Here is a 23,577-nt window from a genome sequence, read left to right as displayed (position 1 = left end):
CAGGCTCGTAGTCGAGCGCAAATGCAGATCAGGGAACGACAAAGAAACCGAAACCGGTCAGCCCCGATTCCCTGCGGACCGGCGAAAAGAAACGGGAGCCAAGGGCTCCCGTGGTGATGAATTGAGTGCGCTACAACAAGCCGGCTTCTGCGAACGAGTACGGACTGCCCTTGCCGACGATGAAGTGGTCCAGCACCCGGACATCGACGGTGGCCAGGGCGCTCTTCAGCCGCTCGGTGATCGCACGATCGGCGGCCGATGGCTCGGTGGTCCCCGAGGGGTGCTGATGCGCCACGATCAGCGCCGAAGCGTTGAGCGCCAGCGCACGCTGGACCACCACCCTCGGATACACCGAAGTCTGGTCGACCGTGCCCTTGAACAGCGGCTCGTAGGCGAGCACCTGGTGCTGGTTGTCGAGAAACACGACGGCGAAGATTTCGTTCGGCTCCGCGACCAGTTTCAGGCGCAGGTAGTCGCGCACGGCGGCGGGACTGCCCAGCGCTGGACCGGCCTTGAACACGCGGTTCTCCAGCAGGGTGATGGCCTGCCGGATGATCCAGTCTTCGTGCTGGGCGGCGATCAGGGTGAGCGACTCCGGGCAGGAGTCGGCGATGACGAGAGACATGGCGAACCTCCAATGGATGAGATCGGAGGGCGCCTGCCCCTGGAGGGCAAACCCTCCTGGGGACGATGGGGATGGAACAGGTGACGAGCGGGCATCCACCACCGCGGATGCGGTGGCTGTTCGCGTCAAGGGATGCGATGCGAACGGGTTTCGATCAACGCGGACGAGCCGCGCCGCAGCCTTGAAGATCGATGGCTACCTGGGCATGTCACCGGCAACGCCGGCGGGCATGTCTGGGGAATGGACGGGTTCGGCTGCGATCGTGCTGCCGGCGGCGAGCAGGTCGATGGCCGACAGCAAGGCATCGCCTTCGACGGGGCCGTGCAGCAGGAGGGTCTTGCCGGACTCGCGGTCGCGCAGTTGCAAGGCCGGCGTGGCCGCGATGCCCTGCTGTGCTGCTTCCACCGCCTGGGCACGGATGACGGCATCGGGGCGATCGCTGTCGAGACAACCCTGCATGGCTGGCGTGAGGTCGGGATAGCGCAGGCCCTCCGGCAGGCCGTGGCCGTCGCCGCGGGTGTTCGAGTAGAGCCACGCCACGGCCTGCCAGAACGTGGCATGTCCGCCCGTCTCGCCCGCGCACTCGACCAGGCGTGCCCCGGCAGTCGCGGCCGGCTCGTGCATGGACAGCGGCAGGTGGTGCCACTGCCAGTTCACCTCGGGATGGGCGTCGATCCAGCGCTTGAGCGCGGGGAAGTAGGCCCGGCAGTACGGACACTCCAGGTCGGCGTACCCGACCACCGTGAAGCGCGCATCGGCACGGCCATACAGCCAGGGCAGGCCGGCCGGTTTCGGCGCTTCGGACCCGGCGGCGGCCAGGGACATGGGCTCGGTCGCCGGATGCGGCGCGCGCAGCAGCATCCACGAGGCAACCCCAATCGTCACCACGATCAGCACGATCCAGGGATGACGGCGGGCGAATGAAGGCATGCGCATCGTGTTGCTCCCGTCAGGCCAGCGTGTCCAGCGTCAGAGGTTCGATGCCCCGCGCGCGGTCGATCTTCTCGGCCACGCGGAAGGCGGCATCCAGTTCGCTGATGCCGTGCTGCTGCATCAACTGGAAGCGTTCGGCCTTCTCCTCGGGCTCGGTCATCGCCATCGCCAGGTAGAGGCTGGGCGGCACGGCGCGGAACAGCACCTCCATCGACTTGGACAGGATGACGCCCTCGCTGAACTTGCCGGCCTCCTTGCGCGCCGAGAGCATCAGCGCCTTCTGCGAAGCGTTGAGTTCGCGGAAGCGCGCGATCTTCTCCACTTCATCGGGTGGCATCGACAGGCAGATCCACCACTCGATCATGTTGAGCATGGGCTCGGCCGCCTTCGGCAAGTCGTCGAGGTTCTGCGTGGCGAGCCAGAACCAGGCGCCGAGCTTGCGCCACATCTTGGTGATCTTGACCACGTAGGGCGCGAGCAGCGGGTTCTTCGTGATGATGTGGCCTTCGTCCGTCACGTTGATGATCGGACGGCCCAGGAACTGGTCGCGCTCGGCGATGTTGTTGACGGTGTTGATGAGCGAGATGTAGGCAATCGAGAGTTGGGCGTTGTAGCCCTCGCGCGCGAAGGTGGCCAGGTCCACGATGGTGATGTCCGCCTCGGGCCACGGCGTGCCGGACCGGTCGAACATCTCGCCGTCCACGTCCTGGCAGAACATATCCATGGCGTCGGCCATCTCCAGCAGCCGTGCGCGCCGCATCTCCGGCAGCGTGGCGTCGCGGGCGCGCTCGCGCAGCGCGTCGCGCACATCGCGCGTGAGCACCGTGCGTCTGTCCGCCACGCAATGCTGGGCCGCATCGAGAATGCACTGGCGGATCAGGCTGCGGTCGGCGCGCGTCATGCGCGCTTCTTCCTTGTCCTCGCCGCCGGTAATCATCAGCCGTGCAGTGATCTCCAGCTCGCCGAGCACGTCGCGCTGCTCGTCGCCTTCCACGGCCATGCCGGCATCGGTCTGGTCTTCGTCGAGCGCATCGGCGTCCAGTGTCTGTACCTGGCTCGGCGTATCGACCAGGCGCCAGGCGTCGGCGAACGGAGCCAGACTGACGCCCGCGCCCGGCGCGAGCTTCACCCGATGCACGGTGAGGCCCAGCCGTGCCGCGAAGTCGCCGAACAGGCCGAAGCTGTTGCCCGCCTCGACGATGAACAGGCGCGGCCGGTAGATCGCCGTCACCTGGTTCAGGATGTTGTTGAGCGTCGCGCTCTTGCCCGAACCCGTGGGGCCGAACAGGAATAGATGCGCGTTCATCTGCCGGTCGAGGCGGTTCAACGGATCGAAGGTGATCGGGCCGCCGCCGCGGTTGAAGAACGTGATGCCCGGATGCCCCGTGCCCTGACTGCGGCCCCAGACCGGCGCCAGGTTCGCCGCATGTTGCGCGAACATGAGCTGGGTGTACCACTGGCGCTTGTCGGCCGCCGGATCGAACACGCACGGCAGCCAGCGTAGATAGCTGTTCAGCGGCGCCACCTCGTCCTCTTCGCGTACCGGTTGCAGGCCGGCGTTGAGCATCACGTTGACGAGCTGCAGGCCGCGCGCATCGAGCTGGGCCAGGTCGCGGCCGCGCAGGTAGAACGCCAGCGCGCCACGGTAGAGCTTGTGCGCGCTGCCGATCAGCCCGCGCGCCTGCTGCACGTCCTGCCGGGTCTGCTCCGAGGCCAGGGTCTCGCCGACGGCCTTCCTGGCGAGGTGGTTGAGGTGCGCCTCCAGCACGTCCTGGGGTGTGGCGACCAGCGTCAGGCACATCACCGTGTCCTCGGGCATCTGGTCGAACAGCGCGTTCATGGCATCGCCGCCTTTGCGCGTCTCGCCCGTCAGATGGCCCGTCACGGGCGGCGTGCGCAGGCGATCCATCACGATCACCCGATGCGGCATGCCGTCGAAGAACCACAGGCCGTTGGGCACGTCCGAGCGGGGCTGGCCGAAGAACAGGCGCTGCGCGAAATCGGTGCCGCTGGCGAGTTCGATCTCGCCCTCCTCCCGCTCTTCCGGGTAGCGGGTCAGCGCGTAGAAGCGTTCCCGATCTTCGGCAGTGGCGCCGAGCAAGGTCGGATTCGGGTTGAACCAGCGCAGCAGCCAGGCGTGGATGTCCGCCGCGCCGAGACGCCGGGCTTTCACGCCGGCATTGGCCAGCCCGCCGGCGAGGCGGTCGCAGATCGTGGTCAGCGCCTGCTCGGGCGACTGGCCGCGCCGCGAGGCCGAGGCCGCGGACGTGCGGCGGTAGACCACCATGCGCACGCGCCGGACCTGGCCGCGCCACGGCAGGCGCGTCACCGTGGTGTCCTCGAACAGGCCACCCGGCTTGGCGATGGCCCGCAGGTGATGGGCGAAGAAGCGCAGGTAGAAGTCGCTGAACGCGCTGCCCTGCGCACGCGGCTGCAGATAGTTCGCCAGGGAGCGCAGATAGTTGTCCCAGTCGGCCTCGTCCTGGGCGTAGAGCTGCACCACCCAGGGGTTGTCGTCCAACTCGTCGAAGGAGTCCTGCAGGGCGTTCTCCAGCGCATCGCGCGCCTGCCATAGCCAGGCCATCTCGCGGCCCTCGGTGCCGACCGGCGCCAGCTCGAAGAAGGCTGCCACCGACTGGCCGTCTTCCAGCAACATGCACTTGCTGCCGGGCAGGCACTCGACCCAGGGCAGCAAGTCCGCGAACGACGGCGCGACGCCATAGAGCGCATCGTGGTCGGCCTGGGTGGCCGGCCTGCGCCGGCCCCGGCCGAGCGCGCTGCCCGGCTCGGCGACACCCTGTGCCGCCAAGGCCGTTACGTGCCGTGCCCAGGCATCATCGGTCGCATCCGCGGCGTCAGCAGGCGATGCGTCGGGCTTGCGTGACCACGGCAGCGACCAGGCCATCAGTAGTCCTCCACGCGCTCGCCCGGCATCGCGTACTGCACGCGCTGGTAGAGCGGGAACACCGTGCTGTAGCCGGGCACCGGCACCGGGTCGGTGCCCGCCAGGTGCGGGAACACGTACATCACCAGGTCGGGATTCGGCAGGCGGTGGAACTGGCGGTGAATCTCGTTCTGCGCGGTACGGGTGTAGCGCGCCTGCATGCCTGGCGCCGCCTGCACATCGGCCTCGGTCAGCGGCCGGCGCAGGCCCTGGCGCGCATCGAGCAGTTGCCGGGCGGCCTGGCCGCCGCCCGCGCTTCCGCCGGTCTCCTGATGCCAGATGTCGAGCATGGTGCTGTCGCCGTGCGGCAGCAGCTTCTCCTTGCTGGTAGCGCAGCCGCCGAGCAGGGTGGCCGCCAGCAGCACGGCGGCCGCGTCAATCCAGATCCGAGGCATGGGCTTCTCCGGTGCGGTGGTGGACCCGACGCCCCTTGGCGTCGTAGTCGATGTCGAGCGGCTGCTCCAGATGCACGGCCACTTTGGCGCCCGGCTGCACGTAGACCGCCGCGAAGGCCTGGCCGTAGAGCTTGTTGACCCAATCGGCCATGTCGCGCACGCCGCCCGCGAGGATGCGGCCCATCGCTTCGTTGCCGCTGATGCCGACGGTGCCCAGCGAGCCGTTGCTGTTGGCGACCACGGCCACGCTGCCGTTGTCGGACTTGATGAGCGAGGCCGCGCCGGCGCCGGCTGCGGTGATGAGCGCCTGGCTCCCCAGGTACTGCTGGGCGTTGCTGCGCCGCTCGCCGCTGACGCAGGGAATGCCGTAGGGGTCGCTGATCCAGCCCAGGCCGCCCTGGATGCTGGCGCCGTTGTGCCCCGCGTTGCCGCTGTTGCTGCCGCCCTTGCTGCTGTCCTCCGGCACCGTGCGGATGGTGCCGTCCTGGAACACGAACGTGACCGAGCGGATTTGCCCGCGCACGCACGAGAGCGTCCAGTCGCCCGATGCCGTGCCGCTGACCACGGCGCCGGCCACATCGGGGATGTCGATGCCGTTGGCCGTGAGGTTGTCCGGGCCGATCAGCACCTTGAACGGGTACGGGTCGTTGACGGTTCCATCGATCGGCACGCGCCCGATCAGCGCCGTCATGGCAATCGACCCCATGAGCGTCGAGTTCGACGGCACGGTGTAGACAGCATTCGTGGATGCGCCCACCGCGCGGCTGCCGACGTCGGCGACGGATTCCACTGCGGCCGACAGGCTTTTCTGAGCCGGCCCGAAGCTCAGGGGAAAGCTCGGCTCCTTGCTGCCGTTCCTGGCGTCGACCTTGGCATCGTCGGGCTCGACCCACTGCGTGCCACTGGTGCCGCGGTTGAAGCGCTTGCCGTCACCTTCTTCCAGCCCCAGTCCGACGGGCAGGTCGGACGGGCCACCCTTGCCGGAAAGGCCGTCCAATTGCCGCTGCAGATCCTGCAGCAGCCCCTGGGTCTGCTGCCTGTCGCTGGCCACCTGGTTGCGCTCCTGCTCCAGCCGGTTGCGTTCGCCTTCCAGCGCGCTCTGGATGCGTTGGTCGATCGCGCTTTCCCGCGCACGCAGGCGCTCGTTCTCGGCCTTGTGCTGCTTGTTGTCGCCGAGCGCGCTCTGCAGCTCGGTGCGCAACTGCTTCACCTGGGCCACCAGCGTGGCGACGGTATCGCGCGGCGTGTCGCCTGCGATGCCCAGGGCTTTCATCTCCTCGGGCGTGAGCGTGCTGGCCGCGCCCTTGGAGGCGGGCTGGCCGCCGGGCGCACCGGAGAACAGCTTGACGCCGACGAACACCAGCAGCAGCGCCATCGGGATCAGCAACCACTTGAGCAGCGGATTACTCTTCATCGCGCGCTCCTCCGGTCGAGCCGGCCGCGGCGGCCGGCGGCAGGTTCACGGTGGCGTCGATCGGGCTCAGCGCCGGCAGCAGCGACTCGGCCAGGCCGTGGCCGCGCGTAACCAGGTAGAGCACCGTGGTGTCGGACGGGGAGCCGGCCGGCCCCAGGTTCGGATGCTGGAAGGTCGCCGCCACGAAGTTCCCCTGCAGGGCGCGCGGGTCGAGGTCGAGCCAGCGCGCCGAGGTGTTGGTGAGTCGCACGGCCGTCACCCACTGGTCTTCCAGGCGCCACGCGGCCAGTGCTCGCGCGCGTACCGGCAGCGTCGGCAGCAAGGTGTCCAGCGCGAGGCCGCGGCGCAGGTTCACGCGCCCGATGCCGGCGACAGGCTCGACGGTGCGCAGCGGCGCATACAGGTTCTGTGCGGCATGGCGCGTCAGCACGACCGGTACCGGCGTTTCGCGCCGGGGAACGGATTTGTCTGCGGGCGCATCGGCCTGCTCGTCCGCGCCGCTTGCTGCACCGCCGCCGTAGCGCTTCGCGGGGGCTTCCGCTTCCACGATGCGCACCGGCTCCAGCGGCGCCTGGCCGTCCTTCGCCGGCTCGGCGGCGATGTCGAGCAGGATCAGCGCGCCGGATTCCACGTCCTGCAGTTGCAGCCGCGTGGGCGGAATCGGCTCGCTCGCCCGCAGGTAGATCGCACCGCCCGCACTCTGCACGCGCAGGTGGTCGCCGACGCCGGCCGGCACGCCGACGCGCACATTGCGGTCGATGAAGACCACGCGCTCCTGGCCGACCACCAGCTGCACCGGCAGGGGCAGCCGCTCCCAGCGCAGGATTTCCACGGCCTGGCTGGCCGGCACGAAACCGAGGATCAGCAGGACGCCGGCCAGGGCCGACAAGGCAACGGACTTCATGGAGAGTCTCCCTGCAGGTGGCCGGAGGCGTTGGCGGGCGCGCCGGCCTGGGTCGGCGTCGGCGGCGTTTCGATGCGCTGGGGTGCGCCGGCGTAGCAGTCCAGCGCCAGGCCGAAGGGGTTGCGCTCGGGGTCGATGTCCAGCCGGACGACCTTGATGGGGTAGCGCACCAGGGCGCGCTTGACCTGCTCGGAGCCGTAGTACTCGTCCGCGCTCACGTCGAGCGTGACGATCCAATCGCGGTCGGAGACCATCTTGACGCGCGAGGCCGGATCATCGCCGTAGCCGCGGCCGGGAATCTCGTAGATGCCGCGCACGCGCTGACGCAGCTCGCCACTGGCGCGCCGGTACTCGTAGTCCTGTTGCAGAAAGGCCCGGCAGCTCGGAGTCAGGTAGGCCGACAGCGCGCGCAGGTTGCGCGGATAGTCTTCTTCGCCGTTCGTGGGCCAGCGCTGCACCTGCTGCCAGATGTAGAACGAGAAGGCATACACGCTCTCGGGCGGCACGTCCCACCACTTGCGCGTGCTGCCCGAGCGCAAGTCCGGCGGCACATGGATGGTGAGACTCTTCGGCGCACTCCACCAGCCGAAGCCGAGCAGCAGCGCCACCACGAACAATGCGCCGGCCCCCAGGCGCAGCGTCTTCACGTGCGCCTGCAGGTGCGCAACCTCGTTCCTGAAACGGCTCATGGCGCACCTCGATTGGCGTTGCGCCGGGTCGTCCAGTAGCCCGAGCGGGTGATGAGGCGCTGGCCGCCCAGGAGCGCCGCCAGCGCCGGATGCCTGAGGGCCAACCGCCACTGGAGCTGCCGGTACAGCCAGGTGTCGGGCCGGCCGCGCTTCTGCGCACGCAGGAAGCCGCCGCCGACGAAGACGCCCAGCGCGATGCCGGCGACGATCAGCGTGGGCACCATGGCGATGCTGTGCGTGAGCCAGGCCAGCGGCAGGCCGAGCGCGAATCCGGCTGCGGCCGACAGGCCGGCGCAGATCCACAACTCGTCGGCGGTCAGCCCGCGCACGACCACCGGCTGGCGGTTCAGCCGGTGCGGCAGGAAGGTCACCAGCGTGTCGCGCGGGGTCTCCGAAGGGACGACCATCGCTTGCCGCCCTTACAGCACGCCGGTGGCTTTGGTGAGCAGCCAGATGCCGACCACCAGCAGGATCGCGCCCACGGCGACCGTCAGGCCGAACTGGCCCCAGGTGGCGCGGCCGGTGTGGATCTCCGAGTAGCGTGTGTAGGCGTGATAGCAGACACCGACGAACATCGAGGCGACCACGAGCAGCGCGATCAGCAGCACGATGTCGTAGCCGTAGTTCTGCAAGGTCTGCAGGATGCCGCTGCCCTGGCCGCGCGATGGGTCTTCCATGGTCGGCAGGCCCTGCGCGAAGGCCGACAGCGGCAGGCCCGCGAGCGCCAGCGGCAGCAGCGGTGCGGCGATGCGGGACGGAATGCGATGGGATGTCGGTGGAGTGTTCATGGCGTATGGCCTTTCGTGACGGTCAGGAGAGGAGGAGGAAGGTCAGCACCAGGTACATCGCCACGAAGCGCACGACGACGGCGAGGAACTGACGTTCAGTGATGCGGTGCTCGGCCCAGCCGACGTAGGCGGTGCGCATGGCCCACACGCCCCACAGCAGCAACACGGCGAACACGAAAGCGAGCACCACGGCAGAAACCGCCGAAGGCGCGAAGCCGCCGTTGGCCTGGAAGGCGGCGACCTGATCGGCAGAGGGCGTCATGGCGACGGCTCCTCGCCGTCGGCGCGGTCGCGGCGGACGTAATCGCCGGCCAGCGGGACGGGATCGCGCGGCTGGGCGCGCTGGGGCACGAGGTAGTCCTGCAGGCCGGCGCGAACGCGCTTCAGGTCGGCACGCAGCCGGGCGTAGTCGAAGTGGTAGCGGGCGCGTTCCTGCGGAGCGGTATGGGCGGCGTGCTCGGCGAGGCGGTCGATCAGGTCGAGCTGGCGGGCGAGGGCCGCCAGTTGCTCGTGTTCAGCGGTGGCATCGCCGGCCGATGCGGGCGATGCGCCGGCCAGCGCGATGGTCAGCGCCAAGGCCAGGGCCGGCACACGGCGGCAGGCGGTCGTCGGGTTGCCAAGGGGTGTCATCACGCCGTTCCACAGTCGTCTGGATGGCGGGATGCTGCGGCGTGAAGCTTGGGTGTGCCGCAAAGAATCGGAACGGGCGGTGCACCGGATTTGCCTCGATGGTTGGCGTAGCGCCGTTTCCGGACCAGGGCCGGGAGTCCAGGACTTGGCTGCTAGAGCAAGACGGGCCGGTCACTGATGTGGAAACCCTGCTGGCGCGGTGCGCCTACTTCTCTCCGCTGGCCAAGGTCGTCACCGCGGTGGCGGCTTGACGCGACGTGGCGCTCGCCCCCGTGGTGGGGCTATCCCCTCACGAACTGGATGACTTCACGCCGGCGAACTGCGCATTTAACTGTTCAGCATTGCACTGGTTTGCTCTACACTTGCCAGGATTGTCACTACCGCCTGTGCCACCCTCACGGGGTGGGGAAGCAATGAAAGACGAGCCCGGACAGATATTGACCCTCGATGAAGTGGCTGCCTACCTCAAGGTGGGCAAGCGCACGGTCTATCGCTTGGCGGCCGCCAAGAAGATTCCGGCCTTTAAGGTGGGCGGGATATGGCGCTTCTCCCGTGCGGATATCGACGGCTGGATCAAACAGCAGTCATCGGGCGATCAGCAGCAAGGCGGAGATGATCTGTTGAAAGGGGGGCGCCGGTCATGAAACTGATCCACAACACGGGCGCAGACCGCGTCATCGACCTAATGCGCCCCCACCTAAAGCATGGCAACCAGCTCGGCTGTGTGACCCCGTTGTTCTCCCTCTTCGCGTTTGCAGAGCTGCGAGATGCGCTCACGGCGCTGGAACGCGTCCAGCTCGTTCTGCCTCCCGGCGACGCGGAGTTGGGGTTCTTGGGTGTCGAAGGCGATCGTGCCGCACGCAACCGTCTACAGGTCCGGTGGCTGGCCAACCAGTGTGCGAAATGGATCGGCGACAAGGTCGACTTGCGGCGAGCTGCGGGCCCGGTGCCGCAAGGGGCGGCAGTCATACGAAATGGTCAAGAGCAGCCTGAGCAGGTGGTTCTCGGTTCCTTTGCCTTCAGCACCGATGGGCTCGGCTTGACTCCGGGAAACCCGTTGAGCTTGATCCAGGTTTCCGAGTCGGCCGATGAGGCCGCGCAACTTGCCAGATGGTTCGATCATCAATGGTCCGCTCTGCGGACTCACTCTGCAGACGCCAGTGGGCGTGAAGTTTTGCTCGAAGCTCTCCGCACGATTGGCGAGCACCGCGCCCCCTTCTCCTTGTATGCACTCATCCTGCATCACCTTTTTCGCGACAGCGGCGACGAGATGGATGAGGAGCGCATCGTCAAGTCCGCCACGGGTATCCGCAATACGGTGGTGTGGAAGAAGCTCTTCAAGTTCCAGCGTGATGGTGTGGTCGGCGCCATCGACAAGCTCAACCGCTTCGGCGGCTGCATCATCGCCGACAGCGTGGGCCTCGGCAAAACCTTCGAGGCCCTGGCGATCATCAAGTACCACGAGCTGCGCAACGATCGCGTGCTGGTACTGGCACCCAAGCGCTTGCGCGACAACTGGACGCTCTACAAGGCCAACGACAAGCGCAACGTCCTGGCGGCCGACCGCTTCAACTACGATGTCCTGAACCACACCGATCTCTCGCGCGACGGCGGCACGTCTGGCGACATCGATCTGTCGCACGTGAACTGGGGCAACTACGACCTGGTGGTGATTGATGAGTCCCACAACTTCCGCAATAAAGCCACGCACAAGGGCAAGGAATCTCGCTACGACCGTCTGATGCGACGGATCATCAAGGAAGGTGTCAAGACGCGGGTCCTGATGCTGTCGGCCACGCCCGTCAATAACCGCTTGGCCGACCTGCGCAACCAGATCGCCTTCGTCACGGAGGGCGACGACACCGCCTTGCTGGAACACGGCATCGCCAGCATCGAGGCGACCACCCGCAAGGCGCAGACCCAGTTCAACCGCTGGTTGAACCTCGACGAGTCCGAAAAGACACCCGCGAGGCTGGTCGAGATGCTGGGCTTCGACTACTTCACCCTACTGGATCACCTCACCATCGCTCGCTCGCGCAAGCACATCGAGAAGTACTACGGCACCAGTGAGACGGGGCGCTTCCCGGATCGTCTGCCACCGATCAACATCAAGGCCGATGTGGACCGTGCCGGCGAGTTCCGCAGCATCCGGGACATCAACCTCGAAATCCGGCGGCTCAATCTGGCCAGCTATGCGCCATTGCGCTACGTCCTGCCCCACAAACAAGCCGCATACGACGCAAAGTACAGCACCCAGATCCGCGGGGGCGAAAGCTTCTTCCGCCAGGTGGACCGCGAAGAGAGCCTGATCCACCTGCTGCGAGTCAACGTGCTCAAGCGCATGGAAAGCGCGGTGTCCTCGTTCACCTTGACCGTCGAGCGCCAGCTTCGCGACGTGGAGACCACGCTCGCACGCATCGAGGTTTCTGCTTCCGACATCGAGGAAATCGACATCGCCGACGTCGACATCGATGACCCCGCCTTCGAGACCTTGCTGGTCGGGCGCAAGGTCAAGGTACTGCTCAGCGACGTCGACCTCATCCGTTGGAAACAAGACCTGATCGAAGACCGTAACCGTCTGGCCACCCTGCTGGCCGCAGCCAAGCAGGTCGATGCTGCTCGGGACGCCAAGCTGGCCGCCTTGCGCAACATGATCGAGGACAAATGCTGCAACCCGATCAATGCCGGCAACCGCAAGTTCATCGTCTTCACCGCCTTCGCGGACACCGCCGAATACCTCTACGCGCAACTGGCGCCGTGGGCGAAGGCCACGCTCGGCATCGAGTCGGCGCTCGTTACCGGTGCGGGCCGAAATCAGAGCACGCTGCCACATCTGCGCAAGGACTTGGCGTCCATCCTTACGGCGTTCTCGCCGCGCTCCAAGGAGCGGCCGGCGGATTTGGCCGACGAGGGCGAGCTGGACCTGCTCTTCGCCACCGACTGTATTTCCGAAGGCCAGAACCTGCAGGACTGCGACTGGCTGATCAACTACGACATCCACTGGAACCCGGTGCGCATCATCCAGCGCTTCGGCCGGATCGACCGCATCGGCTCCCCCAACGAACGCATCCAGTTGGTTAACTTCTGGCCCAACATGGAGCTGGAGGAATACATCAATCTGGAACAGCGTGTCAGCGGCCGCATGGTGCTACTCGACGTCTCCGCCACCGGTGAGGAAAACCTCATCGAGCAACAGTCCGGCAACCCGATGAACGATCTGGAGTACCGGCGCAAGCAGCTGCTCAAGTTGCAGGACACGGTAATCGACCTGGAAGACCTGTCCACCGGCGTATCAATTACCGACCTGACGCTCACCGACTTCCGCATCGATTTGGCCCAGCACCTCAAGGCGCATCCCGGCAAACTGGACAACCAGCCGCTGGGCGCCTACGCCGTCACCACCAGCATCGATGCCGATATCCCGCCCGGGGTCATCTTCTGCCTGCGCGCCGAGGGCCCGGCGGCACACAAAGCCAAGGAATCGGACTACCCCTTGGCACCCCATTACCTCGTCCACGTCGGCGACGACGGTGCCGTGTTGCTGCACTACACCCAGGCCAAACGCATTCTCGACCGGCTCAAGCGCCTGGCGCTGGGTCGTGACCTGCCCGACGCTGGCGCCTGCGCCCGCTTCGACAAGGCCACCAAGCACGGCGAAGACATGCGCCATGCGCAAAAGCTGCTCGCAGCAAGCGTAGCGTCGGTTGTCGGCAAGAACGAGGAACGCGCAGTGGCCAGTCTGTTTTCGCCGGGCGGCACGCATGCCATCAAAGGCGAGTTCGCCGGAAGCAATGACTTTGAAGTGTTGGCATTCATGGTAGTGCTGTCCCAAGAGTGAACAGGAAACTTACCGAGAGCATGCGTTGAAGAATCTAGGGGACATTTATGGCTAGCGGAAAATTGCTCAGGCAACTGATCAAATCCGGCGTACAAGGGGATCTCGCCAGATTCCGTTCCGCCTCCGAAGCGGTCATCAAGGAAGAGCGCGAGAAGAACCATCATCTGCTCGCCAACGATCTCGAGCACCTGCTCTACGGCGATCAGGCCAAACCCGGTCCTGGCTCCCGCAGGCTGCATGCCGTGACCAATCTGCCCACGAACAAGGACAATGGTCTGGCGCTGCTCGAAGAGCGTGCCGTGATTCGAGAGGAAAAGGACATCATCCTCTCTGACGCTACGAAGTCGGCGCTGGATGAGATTCTGATGGAGCACAACCGTGCCGATGTGTTGCGATCCTTTGGGATGCATCCCGCGCAGAAGCTCTTGTTTTGTGGGCCGCCGGGTTGCGGCAAGACGCTGGCTGCGGAGGTCATCGCGCACAGCTTGTCGATGCCCCTGGTTCTGGTCCGGCTCGATTCGCTTATTTCGTCCTTCCTGGGTGAGACGGCGGCCAATCTGCGCAAAGTGTTCGACTACGTGGCGAGTCAGCCGGTGGTGGCGCTCTTCGACGAATTCGATGCGCTGACCAAGGATCGTGGCGACAGCGCCGATCACGGCGAGCTGAAGCGCTCCGTGAACGCAGTCCTGCAGATGATGGACGGCTACCGTGGGGAGAGCATCCTCATCGCCACGACCAACTACGAGTCCCTGCTGGACAAGGCGGTGTGGCGGCGTTTCGACGAGATCTTGCGTTTCGAGCTGCCCAGTCTGGAGCAGATCAAACGCCTGCTGTCATTGAAGCTGTCCGGCATTCGACGAAATTTCGAGGCGGACGACGGCCAGGTTGCCTCGCAGTTCAAAGGAATGTCCCATGCCGATATCGAGCGCGTACTGCGCCGGGCGGTGAAGGAAATGATCCTGTCCGGACGGGAGTTCCTTGAGAAGGCCCACATCGATACCGCGCTGGCTCGCGAATACCGCCATAAGAGCTGAGTTGGGGGGGTAAGAGACTGTGGCTTACGAGCACCTGCGCCTGCAGCGAGAGGCACCGTCGACTGAACGGCATCCAAGACGACATCCCGGTGTTCGGCCGCCGGCCGACCCCCGAGCGCATGGCGCGATGTTGGCGCAGAAGCTCGTCGTGGCGCGAGGGCGAATCGACGCCGAAGATCTAGGTGGTTTCGATGACCGAAAGCTCCTTAAGATTCAACTGCGCGCTGGCGACAAGAGCGTTCCTGCATTCGACACGATTCCCGGTGTTGAGATCGTCAGCCAGGAAGACGAGTCCATCGTGCTGGCCTTCGCGACGGAAGAGGGTCTCGCAGAGTTCGAGAGTCGTCTCAGCACACTCGCCCGCGACGGCGTGGTGACGCGCAAGGAACTCCTGTTTGTCATCGAGGACTTCGACCATTGGACGTCCCAGGACCGTACCGGCGCGGCGCTACGCGAGCAGGGGTTTCCCGCCGAGGAGTCCTTCACGCTCGACGTCGAACTGTGGCCCCAGGAGCGGCAAGACAGACGCCAGGCGCTCATGGAGGCGTTTTCCCGCTGGCTGCAGGAATACGGCATAGAGCGGCTGGATAGCCTCACGCAGCCTTCCCTCCTGATGGTGCGGATGCGCTGTACGCGAGAGCAAGCGGATCGGGTCCTGCGGCATCGCGACGTGCGCACGGTCGACCTTCCGCCGCGACTCGGCATTGCCGTCCAGTTGCTGCTCACTGACGTCAACCAGTTTCCCGCTGTCTTGCCTCCAGATGGCGGCGCTCCGTCCGTCGCCGTACTCGATTCGGGACTGACGCCGGGACACCCCTTGCTGGGGCCGGCAGTGGGCGATGCACAAGGCTACCTTTCTCCCCATCGGACCCCGCATGACGATGAGCCCTGGCACGGAACTTTTGTCGCCGGCTTGGCGCTGTATGGGGACGTGGGGGCTGCGATCCGCGACGGGCGCTTCGTCCCGCAGCTCCGGCTGTTCTCCGGGAAGGTCTTCAATGACGACGGCAACGACCAGACCGAGTTCGTCGAGAAGGCGGTGGAGGAGGCTGTGCGCGAGTTGCACGGCCAGTACGGGTGTCGTGTCTTCAATCTGAGCTATGGCGATCTCAACAAGGTCTATGACGGGCGCCACGTTCGCGGCTTGGCCTACACCCTGGATCGCCTGACGCGGGAGATCGGTGTCCTGTTCGTAGTGCCCACCGGCAACCTGCACCTTTCCGAGCTGCCAGCCGACGCGCGAGAACGCTATCCCGACTATCTGCTTGCCGACTTCGCGCGCTTGCTCGATCCGGCCACTGCCCTGAACGCGCTCACGGTAGGCGGTATTGCACAGAACGAAGCGACGAGGGACGCGCAGCGGCATCCGAACGCCCTTGAGGATCAACCATTGGCGCGAACTGACCAGCCGTTTCCGCTTACGCGATGCGGCTTGTCGATCAATGGCGCGATCAAACCCGATGTCGTCGAGCATGCCGGCAATGTCGCGCTGATGCGGGCGGTTGCACGTCCGCGGCACGCAGGGCTGGGCGTGGTCTCGCTCAACGGCGGCTTTGCCGGCGGATCAGGATTCAGCGAGGACATTGGGACGAGCTATGCTGCCCCGGTCGTCGCGCATAAGGCGGCTAGGATCCTGGCCGAACTGCCGAATGCCACACCGAACCTGTTGCGTGCGTTGATCGGCGCGCATGCCGGCTGGCCGCAAGCCTGCGAGAGCTTGCTCAACCCCGACGGCAACGGTGAAGGGCGCGACAAGCTGCTGCGTCTGATCGGCTATGGGTGTGTAGAGGATGCTGCCCTCTTTCGGTCGTTGGACCACACCGTCACCTTGCTGACCGAAGAGCGCATCGGCAACGACCAACACCATTTTTTCGAGCTGCCGCTGCCTGACAGCTTCTGGGCGGGCGGCCGCCGTACGCGGGAGATAACGGTTGCCCTGGCGCACAGTCCAGCCGTCCGTACCACGCGGCTGGACTACCGCATGAGCAAGCTGTGGTTCTCCGTAGTTACAGCAAGTGGCCTGGACGAGGTGACACAGGCTTTCCGTCGGAACCGTGAGCAAGGCATGGGAGAGCGCAGCAACGGTCGCTGGCTGTCCAACGACGCACGCAAGAACGGCACGTTGCAGGTTTCTCGCTGGAGATTCAAACAGGCGCTTACGAACGGCAACAAGGTCTTCGTGGTGGTGACTCGCCAGGACAGCCCATGGTCGAACGGCCGCGATGGCGAAGAACCCTATGCGCTCGCTGCGGTGCTCGCCGACCGCGAGCAGGCGAATGCCCAGCTCTACGCCCATGTCCGCGCCGTGCTTGAAGCCCGCGTCCAGGCGCGTGCTCGTGCGAGGGTGTGACGCGAACCATGCTGCTGGACGTACCAGGATTCATCGCCTCGCTTGGTCTGCCCGACGGCTGCCGAGTCGATCAGCGCGTGCCGAAGAAGCTGCTGCTGGAGAACGGAGCCCCCACGGCTGCCGACAAGCGACTGATCGCCAATACCGTCGAGGAGATACAGTGGGTCGCGGCGCTCAAGCCGAACACCGTCGGCGTGCCTGACTACCGCGACGAGTTGCGCGAGTATCTAGAGGTCGCGGTGCTTGCTGTGACGCTGCGAAGCCAGCCCGCGCAAGACAAAATCAGGCCAGCGAACGCCGCCCGCCTCGCCGAACTGGTGCACCGTGCGGTCCCCTATCCGGTGCTGTTGCTGCTGTACTCCGGACAGAGCATGACGCTCTCTTTGGCACATAAGCGCTGGGCACAGAACGAAGCGAGCAAAGTGGTGCTGGATAGCGACATGGTGTCCATGTCGTTGCCCGAGGACGCGCCGTCTCTCGACGCGTTGAACGCATTTGTTCAGGCCATCGCCTTGACTCGCCAGCCACGATCCTCACTTTTCGCCTTGTATCAGGGGTGGATGGATAGCGCGCAGGCGCTGTTGGCGGCGAAGCTGACCGGGATGTTCAAAGCGGCCGACGGCCCCGAGCAGGCCGCAATCCGTCGCCATGCTCTGCAGGAATGCGCGCGGTTGGAAACCGAGGCGACCCGTTTGCGCACGCTGGCGGCCAAAGAAAAACAACTGGCGCGGCAGGTGGAACTGAACCTCGCGCTCAAGCGCGTGCTGGTCCAACTGGCTGCAGCACGCGAACAGCTTTGAAGATCGAACAAATGATGGAGAAGCAGATGCAGATCATCGACGCCGCAAGCCACCTGGCCCAGTCCACCGATCTGGTGGCGGGCAACATCGACCAGCTCAAGGCCCTATTCCCGGAGCTCATTACTGAAGGCCCGAACGGCACGGCGGTGAATGTGGATGTGCTCAAGGCGCTGGTGGGTGACCAGACCGTCACCGATGCCGACGAGAAATACGGACTCAACTGGCACGGCAAGCGCCGCGCCCGGCAATTGGCGCTGACACCGAGTACCGGCACTCTGCGCCCCTGTCCGGACGAGAGCGTGGATTGGGACACCACTCAGAACCTGATGATCGAGGGCGACAACCTCGAAGTGCTCAAGCTGCTGCAAAAAAGCTATGTCGGCAAGGTCAAGCTCATCTATATCGACCCGCCCTATAACACCGGCAAGGACTTTGTGTACCCGGACAACTTCCAGGACAACATCAAGAACTATTTGGAACTGACCGGGCAGGTGGAGGGCGGGCGCAAGATCAGTTCGAACACCGAAGCGTCGGGGCGCTTTCACACGGACTGGCTCAATATGATGTATCCGCGCTTGAAGCTGGCGCGAAATCTTCTTCGCAAAGATGGCGTGATCTTCATTTCGATCGACGATAAAGAAATCGACAATCTGATCAAGGCCTGTAGCGAAGTCTTTGGTGAAGAAAACCACATTGCGTCATTCATCTGGAAAAGCAAGTCTGGTGGTGCGAACGACAGCGGTGAAGTGGCCGTCGATCATGAATATGTCGTTTGTTTCTCGCGCGAGAGGACTGACAACATCGTCGGCCTTGACCCTGATGCAGTTGCAACCACGACATACAACAACGAGGACGAACACGGTCGCTACTCGCTGGAGCGCCTTGATAAGCAAAATTTGCAGTATTCCAGCTCGATGGACTACGACCTTGTTGGACCTGATGGAACGATTTACAAGTTGGAGCACCGTGATCAAACGCGACCCAATGCCATCTGGCGTTGGTCAAAGGACAAGGTCAAGAACAATATGGATTCGCTTGTTTTCAAGGACGGACATGTATACACCAAGAATTACGAGAAACCCGGCGGAAAGCCGCGCTCGCTACTGGTTGATGAGCGGTTCGGGCGCACCCGGACCGGCAGCACCGAAGTTCGAGATTTGATGGGTGGCGAATACTTCAGCAACCCGAAGCCGACGAAACTTCTTAAAACCATTGCAGCGATAGGTAGCGGATCGGACGCAATCGTCCTCGACTTCTTTGCAGGCTCGGGTACCAGTGGGCACTCCGTGATGGCTCAGAATGCCGTCGATGGCGGGCAGCGCTCATATGTGCTGGTCCAGCTTCCCGAGCCGCTTGACCCCGAAACCAAAGAGCAGAAGGCCGCCGCCGAGTTCTGCGATCAACTCGGCAAGCCCCGCAACATCGCCGAACTCACCAAAGAACGCCTGCGCCGCGCCGCAACCAAGATCAAAGCCGACAACCCGCTGTTTACCGGCGATATCGGCTTCCGCGTCTTCAAGCTGGACCACTCCAATATCCGCGCCTGGAACCCCAACCCGGCGGATCTGGAAGCCTCGTTGTTCGACCACCAAGATCATTTGCTCGAAGGTCGCTCGGAGGCCGACTTGCTATTTGAGCTGTTGCTCAAGCTCGGCCTCGACCTGTGCGTGCCCATCGAGCAGCGCACCATCGCGAGCCGTGAGGTGCATTCCGTGGGTGGCGGCGTGCTGATGGCCTGCCTTGCCGAGCGGATTACGGCTAAGCAGGTGGAGCCGCTGGCCCAAGGCATCATCGACTGGCACAAGGAACTGGCGCCCGCCGGTGACACGACCTGCGTGTTCCGCGACAGCGCCTTTGAAAACGATGTCGCCAAGACCAACCTCGCCGCCATTCTGGAGCAGCACGGCATCCAGAACGTGCGCAGTCTGTGATGGTGCCGCTATGACAAATTATCAGGATAGGGAATTTGCACGCGCGCCAGTGCGCCCGCAGGGTGGCGTACAGGGAGGTACGCATGACAAAACGGCAGGACAGCCGTTTTGCACAGCCGAAGGCTGCCCGCAGGGTGGCGTACAGGGAGGTACGCCATGAAACTTCACTTCGAGCCCAACCTCGACTACCAGATGCAGGCCATTGCGGCCGTGTGCGACCTGTTCCGTGGCCAGGAGGTGTGCCGCACCGAGTTCACGGTGACGATGAAGGCGCCGATGCCGGTGGGATCGGACCTGTTTCCCGGGACCCAGCCTGAGCAAATGACGCTGGGCATGGCCGAGTCGGATCTGGGCGTTGGCAACCGACTGACCCTGCTTGACGACGAGCTTCTCAGGAATCTGGCGGACATCCAGTTGCGTGGTGGCCTGCCGCCCTCCGGCGCGCTGACTTCCGGCGACTTCACCGTGGAAATGGAAACCGGCACCGGCAAGACCTACGTCTACCTGCGCACGATCTTCGAGCTGAACAAGCGCTACGGCTTCACCAAGTTCGTCATCGTGGTGCCGTCGGTCGCGATCAAGGAAGGCGTCTACAAGACCCTGCAGATCACCGAAGACCACTTCAAGGGACTCTACGCCGGGGTGCCCTTCGACTACTTCCTCTACGACTCCAACAAGCTCGGGCAGGTGCGCAACTTTGCCACCAGCTCGAACATCCAAGTCATGGTGGTGACAGTGGGCGCCATCAACAAGAAGGACGTCAACAACCTCTACAAGGACAGCGAGAAGACCGGCGGAGAGAAGCCCATCGACCTGATCAAGGCGACCCGGCCCATCGTCATCGTGGACGAACCCCAGAGTGTGGATGGTGGCCTCGAGGGGCGCGGCAAAGAGGCTCTGGATGCGATGAATCCACTCTGCACCCTGCGATATTCCGCGACCCATGTGGACAAGCACCACATGGTATTTCGCCTCGACGCAGTCGATGCCTACGAGCGAAAACTGGTCAAACAGATCGAGGTGGCCTCGGCGACGGTGGAGGATGCGCACAACAAACCCTTCGTGCGGTTGATATCGGTGGCCAACAAGCGCGGGACCATCAGTGCCAGGGTCGAACTGGATGTGGCCACCGCCAGCGGTGTGAAGCGGCAGGAGCTCGTCGTATCCGATGGTGACGACCTGGAGCAGCTTGCCAAGCGTCCGATCTATGCCGATTTTCGCGTCGGCGAGATCAACACGGCCAGGGGCGACGAGTTCATGGAGCTGCGTTACCCCGGTGGAGAAGTTTTCTTGAAGCCGGGCCAAGCCCACGGTGACGTGGATGCGCTGGCCGTGCAACGCGAAATGATCCGTCGCACGATTCGCGAGCATCTGGACAAGGAAAAGCGCCTGCGGCCGCTGGGTATCAAGGTTCTATCGCTTTTTTTCATCGATGCGGTGGACAGGTACCGCCAGTACGACGCGGACGGCAATACGGTCAAAGGTGACTACGCCCGCATCTTTGAAAAGGAGTATCGGCGTGCCGCCAAGCTGCCGGCCTACCAGAGCCTCTTCGCCGAGATCGACCTGGACTCCGCTGCAGAGGAAGTACACAACGGCTACTTCTCCATCGACAAGAAAGGTGGCTGGACAGATACCGCAGAGAACAATGCGGGCAACCGCGAGAATGCCGAGCGCGCCTACAACCTGATCATGAAGGAGAAGGAAAAGCTGCTGTCCTTCGACACATCGCTCAAGTTCATTTTCTCCCATTCGGCCCTGAAGGAAGGCTGGGACAACCCCAACGTCTTCCAGATTTGCACCCTGCGCGACATTCAGACCGAGCGCGAACGTCGTCAGACCATCGGCCGCGGATTGCGTTTGTGCGTGAATCAGCACGGTGAGCGTGTGCGGGGCTTCGAGGTCAACACCCTGACCGTGATCGCCACCGAGAACTACGAGCAGTTCGCCGAGAACCTGCAGAAGGAGATAGAGGCCGACACCGGCATCCGCTTTGGCATCGTCGAGCAACACCAGTTCGCTGCTATCGCCGTGACGGCGGCCGATGGCCAAACCGTGCCCCTGGGTGTCGAACAGTCGAAGGTGCTATGGGAGCACTTGAAGGCTGCGGGACACATCGACGCCAAGGGCAAGGTGCAGGACTCGCTGAAGACGGCGTTAAAGGATGGAACCCTGGCGCTACCTGCGGAGTTCGACGCGCAGCGCAGTCAAATCGCCGAGGTGCTGCGCAAGGTGTCGGGCCGTCTGGAAATCAAGAACGCCGACGAGCGCAAGCAGGTTGCCGTGCGCAAGGGCGTCTATCTCAGCCCCGAGTTCAAGGAGCTGTGGGATCGCATCAAGCACAAGACGACCTATCGGGTGCAGTTCGATAATGACAAGCTGATCCAGAACTGCATCGATTCGCTTCGACAAGCCCCGGCCATCCCCAAGGCCCGGCTGCAATGGCGCAAGGCCGACATCGCCATCGGCAAGGCAGGGGTGGAGGCCACGGAGAAAGCGGGCGCGGCAACTGTCGTCCTGGACGAGACGGACGTCGAGCTGCCGGACCTGCTCACCGACCTCCAGGATCGCACCCAACTCACCCGCCGGAGCATCGCCACCATCCTGAGCGGCAGCGGGCGGCTGGACGACTTCAAGCGCAACCCGCAGCAGTTCATCGAGCTGACCGCCGAGACCATCAACCGCTGCAAGCGCCTGGCGCTGGTGGATGGCATCAAGTACCAAAAGCTGGGCGACGAACATTTCTATGCCCAGGAACTGTTCGATCAGGAGGAGCTGACCGGCTATCTCAAGGACATGCTGATGGACACTGAAAAGTCCATCTACGAGCACGTGGTCTATGACTCGACAACCGAGCGCGACTTTGCCGATGCGCTTGAGAAGAACGACGCCATTAAGCTCTACGCCAAGCTGCCCGGCTGGTTCAAGGTGCCCACGCCACTGGGCAGCTACAACCCCGACTGGGCCGTGCTGGTGGAGGAAGACGGCGCGCAGCGTCTTTACTTCGTGGTGGAGACCAAGGGCAGCCTGTTCACTGACGACCTGCGCAACAAGGAGCGCGCAAAAATCGCCTGTGGCGAGGCGCATTTTGAGGCGCTGGCGGTTGGCGAGAATCCGGCACGCTACGTGGTCGAGCGTTCTGTCATCGACCTTTTGGCTGAATCGGCTGCGATCTTCAGATCATATGAAAACCTTGGAGGTGACAGGTGACAGAGAAAAGGAATGTGTTTATCAGCCATGTCCATAAGGACGATCACGGGCTCCAAAAGCTCAAGGATCTGTTGGCTCCAAATGGGATGGAAATCAGGGATTCCTCCATCCATACAGGAAAGTTCAACAATGCTTCCGATGAGCACTACATAAAGACGCAGATCCTTGCCCCTGCGATCAACTGGGCCGGAGTGTTCATTTGCTACGTCTCCCCCCAGACCAAGAACAGCGACTGGGTGAACTGGGAAATTGAGTATGCGGCCAAACAGGGCAAGCGCATTGTTGGTGTTTGGGAGCATGGTGAGAAGGAATGCGACCTCCCGGATGCCCTGAAAGAGTATGCCGACGCCTTGGTTGGGTGGAACGGCGATGCAATCATTGACGCGATCAATGGGAAGGACTCGTGGGAAAAGCCTGACGGCGGCGCCTGCGACCCGGTTCCACTCATGCGGCATCCCTGCTGATGGCTCGCATTCACTCCTATGTGGTGCGATACGACAGTGGTTTCGCACCCAATCCTTTCTATGGCTACTGCACGCTTGCGACCTGCAAACCCAATATCCGCCGATCCGCTGACATCGGTGATTGGGTGGTCGGCAGTGGCAGCAATGATAGAACTGTCCGACGTGGCGGGCGTCTCGTGTACGCGATGCGCGTTACCGAGGCGATGACATTTGACGAATACGGCGCAGATCCACGGTTTGAATACAAGAAGCCGTACCGCAATGGAAGTCGGAAGCAAAGTTGCGGAGACAACATCTACTTCAGGGCCGTGCCTGGAGCTGCCTGGCAGCAGCGAGACTCATTTCACTCCCGCCTCAATGGCACGCTCAACCCGGACCATGTCGCCCGTGATACGGGCGTCAATAGGGTTCTGATCAGTAATGATTTTGTGTATTTCGGGGGAGAGGGTCCGGAGTTTCCCGAGGAACTGAAGGACCAGCAAGATCGGCCTCTATGCAAAACAGGAAGAGGCCTAACCACCTTTGACGATGCGCAACTGATTGCGAACCTTGAGCAATGGATTCGCAGCTTTAACGTGAGCGGTTATCAGGGCGCTCCATTCGAATGGCTGACTCTTCGTAGGTGACC

Annotated in this window: 20 protein-coding genes; 9 read left to right on the top strand and 11 right to left on the bottom strand. The window is 63.9% G+C overall.

Going from position 1 to position 23,577, the window contains the following annotated elements:
- Positions 1-130 precede the first annotated feature (130 nt).
- The 11 genes from radC to KB893_RS14410 form a co-directional block, all read right to left on the bottom strand.
- Entirely contained in the window at positions 131-625 is a 495-nt protein-coding gene (radC, locus tag KB893_RS14460; RefSeq protein WP_211926692.1) for a RadC family protein, read from the bottom strand.
- A gap of 195 nt (positions 626-820) precedes the next feature.
- Positions 821-1,561 (bottom strand): DsbA family protein, encoded by a 741-nt coding sequence (locus KB893_RS14455; RefSeq protein ID WP_211926693.1) that lies wholly within the window; start codon positions 1,559-1,561, stop codon positions 821-823.
- A gap of 13 nt (positions 1,562-1,574) precedes the next feature.
- On the bottom strand, positions 1,575-4,463 hold the full coding sequence (locus KB893_RS14450; RefSeq protein WP_211926694.1) for a conjugative transfer ATPase: 2,889 nt from the start codon (positions 4,461-4,463) through the stop codon (positions 1,575-1,577).
- On the bottom strand, positions 4,463-4,897 hold the full coding sequence (locus KB893_RS14445; protein ID WP_211926695.1) for a TIGR03751 family conjugal transfer lipoprotein: 435 nt from the start codon (positions 4,895-4,897) through the stop codon (positions 4,463-4,465). Before KB893_RS14445 ends, KB893_RS14450 begins: the two co-directional genes overlap by 1 nt.
- A complete protein-coding gene (locus KB893_RS14440) occupies positions 4,878-6,311 on the bottom strand; it encodes a TIGR03752 family integrating conjugative element protein (protein WP_211926696.1) in 1,434 nt (477 codons plus the stop codon). Before KB893_RS14440 ends, KB893_RS14445 begins: the two co-directional genes overlap by 20 nt.
- A complete protein-coding gene (locus KB893_RS14435) occupies positions 6,301-7,215 on the bottom strand; it encodes a TIGR03749 family integrating conjugative element protein (RefSeq protein WP_096861884.1) in 915 nt (304 codons plus the stop codon). Before KB893_RS14435 ends, KB893_RS14440 begins: the two co-directional genes overlap by 11 nt.
- The gene (locus tag KB893_RS14430; RefSeq protein ID WP_096861885.1) at positions 7,212-7,904 is read right to left on the bottom strand and encodes a PFL_4703 family integrating conjugative element protein; all 693 of its coding nucleotides are present in this window, start codon (positions 7,902-7,904) and stop codon (positions 7,212-7,214) included. The genes KB893_RS14435 and KB893_RS14430 overlap by 4 nt, the downstream gene beginning before the upstream one ends.
- Complete coding sequence (locus KB893_RS14425; RefSeq protein ID WP_096861886.1) at positions 7,901-8,311, bottom strand: TIGR03750 family conjugal transfer protein; 411 nt, start codon at positions 8,309-8,311, stop codon at positions 7,901-7,903. Before KB893_RS14425 ends, KB893_RS14430 begins: the two co-directional genes overlap by 4 nt.
- Before the next feature lie 12 nt (positions 8,312-8,323).
- Positions 8,324-8,692, bottom strand: coding sequence for a TIGR03745 family integrating conjugative element membrane protein (locus tag KB893_RS14420; RefSeq protein ID WP_031754986.1), 369 nt, complete (start codon positions 8,690-8,692; stop codon positions 8,324-8,326).
- 22 nt (positions 8,693-8,714) lie between these two features.
- On the bottom strand, positions 8,715-8,954 hold the full coding sequence (locus KB893_RS14415) for a TIGR03758 family integrating conjugative element protein (RefSeq protein WP_096861887.1): 240 nt from the start codon (positions 8,952-8,954) through the stop codon (positions 8,715-8,717).
- A complete protein-coding gene (locus KB893_RS14410; RefSeq protein ID WP_096861888.1) occupies positions 8,951-9,322 on the bottom strand; it encodes an integrative conjugative element protein, RAQPRD family in 372 nt (123 codons plus the stop codon). Before KB893_RS14410 ends, KB893_RS14415 begins: the two co-directional genes overlap by 4 nt.
- A gap of 413 nt (positions 9,323-9,735) precedes the next feature.
- On the opposite strand from KB893_RS14410, the gene mads1 reads away from it, so the two are divergent.
- The 9 genes from mads1 to KB893_RS14365 all read left to right on the top strand — a co-directional run bounded on the left by mads1 (position 9,736) and on the right by KB893_RS14365 (position 23,575).
- Positions 9,736-9,966 (top strand): methylation-associated defense system helix-turn-helix domain-containing protein MAD1, encoded by a 231-nt coding sequence (gene mads1 / locus KB893_RS14405; protein ID WP_043496594.1) that lies wholly within the window; start codon positions 9,736-9,738, stop codon positions 9,964-9,966.
- Positions 9,963-13,160 carry a helicase-related protein gene (locus KB893_RS14400; protein ID WP_096861889.1) on the top strand — a complete coding sequence of 1,066 codons (3,198 nt, stop codon included), beginning with the start codon at positions 9,963-9,965 and terminating at the stop codon, positions 13,158-13,160. Before mads1 ends, KB893_RS14400 begins: the two co-directional genes overlap by 4 nt.
- 62 nt (positions 13,161-13,222) lie before the next feature.
- Positions 13,223-14,194, top strand: a complete 972-nt coding sequence (locus KB893_RS14395) for an AAA family ATPase (RefSeq protein WP_246505677.1) — start codon at positions 13,223-13,225, stop codon at positions 14,192-14,194.
- Positions 14,195-14,321: 127 nt separating this feature from the next.
- Positions 14,322-16,544, top strand: a complete 2,223-nt coding sequence (locus KB893_RS14390) for a S8 family peptidase (RefSeq protein ID WP_052156401.1) — start codon at positions 14,322-14,324, stop codon at positions 16,542-16,544.
- 8 nt (positions 16,545-16,552) lie between these two features.
- Positions 16,553-17,344: a DUF4391 domain-containing protein gene (locus KB893_RS14385; RefSeq protein WP_211927954.1), complete on the top strand. Its 792-nt coding sequence runs from the start codon at positions 16,553-16,555 to the stop codon at positions 17,342-17,344.
- A gap of 26 nt (positions 17,345-17,370) precedes the next feature.
- Complete coding sequence (locus tag KB893_RS14380) at positions 17,371-19,275, top strand: site-specific DNA-methyltransferase (protein ID WP_211927953.1); 1,905 nt, start codon at positions 17,371-17,373, stop codon at positions 19,273-19,275.
- A gap of 156 nt (positions 19,276-19,431) precedes the next feature.
- Positions 19,432-22,485: a type III restriction-modification system endonuclease gene (locus tag KB893_RS14375; protein WP_213173806.1), complete on the top strand. Its 3,054-nt coding sequence runs from the start codon at positions 19,432-19,434 to the stop codon at positions 22,483-22,485.
- Between the two features lie 14 nt (positions 22,486-22,499).
- A complete protein-coding gene (locus KB893_RS14370; protein WP_230433948.1) occupies positions 22,500-22,949 on the top strand; it encodes a TIR domain-containing protein in 450 nt (149 codons plus the stop codon).
- A complete protein-coding gene (locus KB893_RS14365) occupies positions 22,949-23,575 on the top strand; it encodes an Nmad2 family putative nucleotide modification protein (RefSeq protein WP_213173805.1) in 627 nt (208 codons plus the stop codon). Before KB893_RS14370 ends, KB893_RS14365 begins: the two co-directional genes overlap by 1 nt.
- Positions 23,576-23,577: the final 2 nt, after the last annotated feature.

The organism is Coralloluteibacterium stylophorae (assembly GCF_018122625.2).
Lineage (GTDB): Bacteria > Pseudomonadota > Gammaproteobacteria > Xanthomonadales > Xanthomonadaceae > Coralloluteibacterium > Coralloluteibacterium stylophorae.
Note: the sequence above shows the minus strand (reverse complement) of the source record. Positions and strands in the feature narration are given on the sequence as shown.

What these genes read in the sequence shown, in the direction of transcription:
- KB893_RS14430 (WP_096861885.1), bottom strand. Translation starts at nt 7,904, where the DNA reads ATGAGCCGTTTCAGGAACGAGGTTGCGCACCTGCAGGCGCACGTGAAG.
- KB893_RS14420 (WP_031754986.1), bottom strand. Translation starts at nt 8,692, where the DNA reads ATGAACACTCCACCGACATCCCATCGCATTCCGTCCCGCATCGCCGCA.
- KB893_RS14365 (WP_213173805.1), top strand. Translation starts at nt 22,949, where the DNA reads ATGGCTCGCATTCACTCCTATGTGGTGCGATACGACAGTGGTTTCGCA.
- KB893_RS14375 (WP_213173806.1), top strand. Translation starts at nt 19,432, where the DNA reads ATGAAACTTCACTTCGAGCCCAACCTCGACTACCAGATGCAGGCCATT.
- KB893_RS14425 (WP_096861886.1), bottom strand. Translation starts at nt 8,311, where the DNA reads ATGGTCGTCCCTTCGGAGACCCCGCGCGACACGCTGGTGACCTTCCTG.
- KB893_RS14385 (WP_211927954.1), top strand. Translation starts at nt 16,553, where the DNA reads ATGCTGCTGGACGTACCAGGATTCATCGCCTCGCTTGGTCTGCCCGAC.
- KB893_RS14445 (WP_211926695.1), bottom strand. Translation starts at nt 4,897, where the DNA reads ATGCCTCGGATCTGGATTGACGCGGCCGCCGTGCTGCTGGCGGCCACC.
- KB893_RS14435 (WP_096861884.1), bottom strand. Translation starts at nt 7,215, where the DNA reads ATGAAGTCCGTTGCCTTGTCGGCCCTGGCCGGCGTCCTGCTGATCCTC.
- KB893_RS14440 (WP_211926696.1), bottom strand. Translation starts at nt 6,311, where the DNA reads ATGAAGAGTAATCCGCTGCTCAAGTGGTTGCTGATCCCGATGGCGCTG.
- KB893_RS14455 (WP_211926693.1), bottom strand. Translation starts at nt 1,561, where the DNA reads ATGCGCATGCCTTCATTCGCCCGCCGTCATCCCTGGATCGTGCTGATC.
- KB893_RS14390 (WP_052156401.1), top strand. Translation starts at nt 14,322, where the DNA reads ATGTTGGCGCAGAAGCTCGTCGTGGCGCGAGGGCGAATCGACGCCGAA.
- KB893_RS14400 (WP_096861889.1), top strand. Translation starts at nt 9,963, where the DNA reads ATGAAACTGATCCACAACACGGGCGCAGACCGCGTCATCGACCTAATG.
- mads1 (WP_043496594.1), top strand. Translation starts at nt 9,736, where the DNA reads ATGAAAGACGAGCCCGGACAGATATTGACCCTCGATGAAGTGGCTGCC.
- radC (WP_211926692.1), bottom strand. Translation starts at nt 625, where the DNA reads ATGTCTCTCGTCATCGCCGACTCCTGCCCGGAGTCGCTCACCCTGATC.
- KB893_RS14410 (WP_096861888.1), bottom strand. Translation starts at nt 9,322, where the DNA reads ATGACACCCCTTGGCAACCCGACGACCGCCTGCCGCCGTGTGCCGGCC.
- KB893_RS14415 (WP_096861887.1), bottom strand. Translation starts at nt 8,954, where the DNA reads ATGACGCCCTCTGCCGATCAGGTCGCCGCCTTCCAGGCCAACGGCGGC.
- KB893_RS14380 (WP_211927953.1), top strand. Translation starts at nt 17,371, where the DNA reads ATGCAGATCATCGACGCCGCAAGCCACCTGGCCCAGTCCACCGATCTG.
- KB893_RS14450 (WP_211926694.1), bottom strand. Translation starts at nt 4,463, where the DNA reads ATGGCCTGGTCGCTGCCGTGGTCACGCAAGCCCGACGCATCGCCTGCT.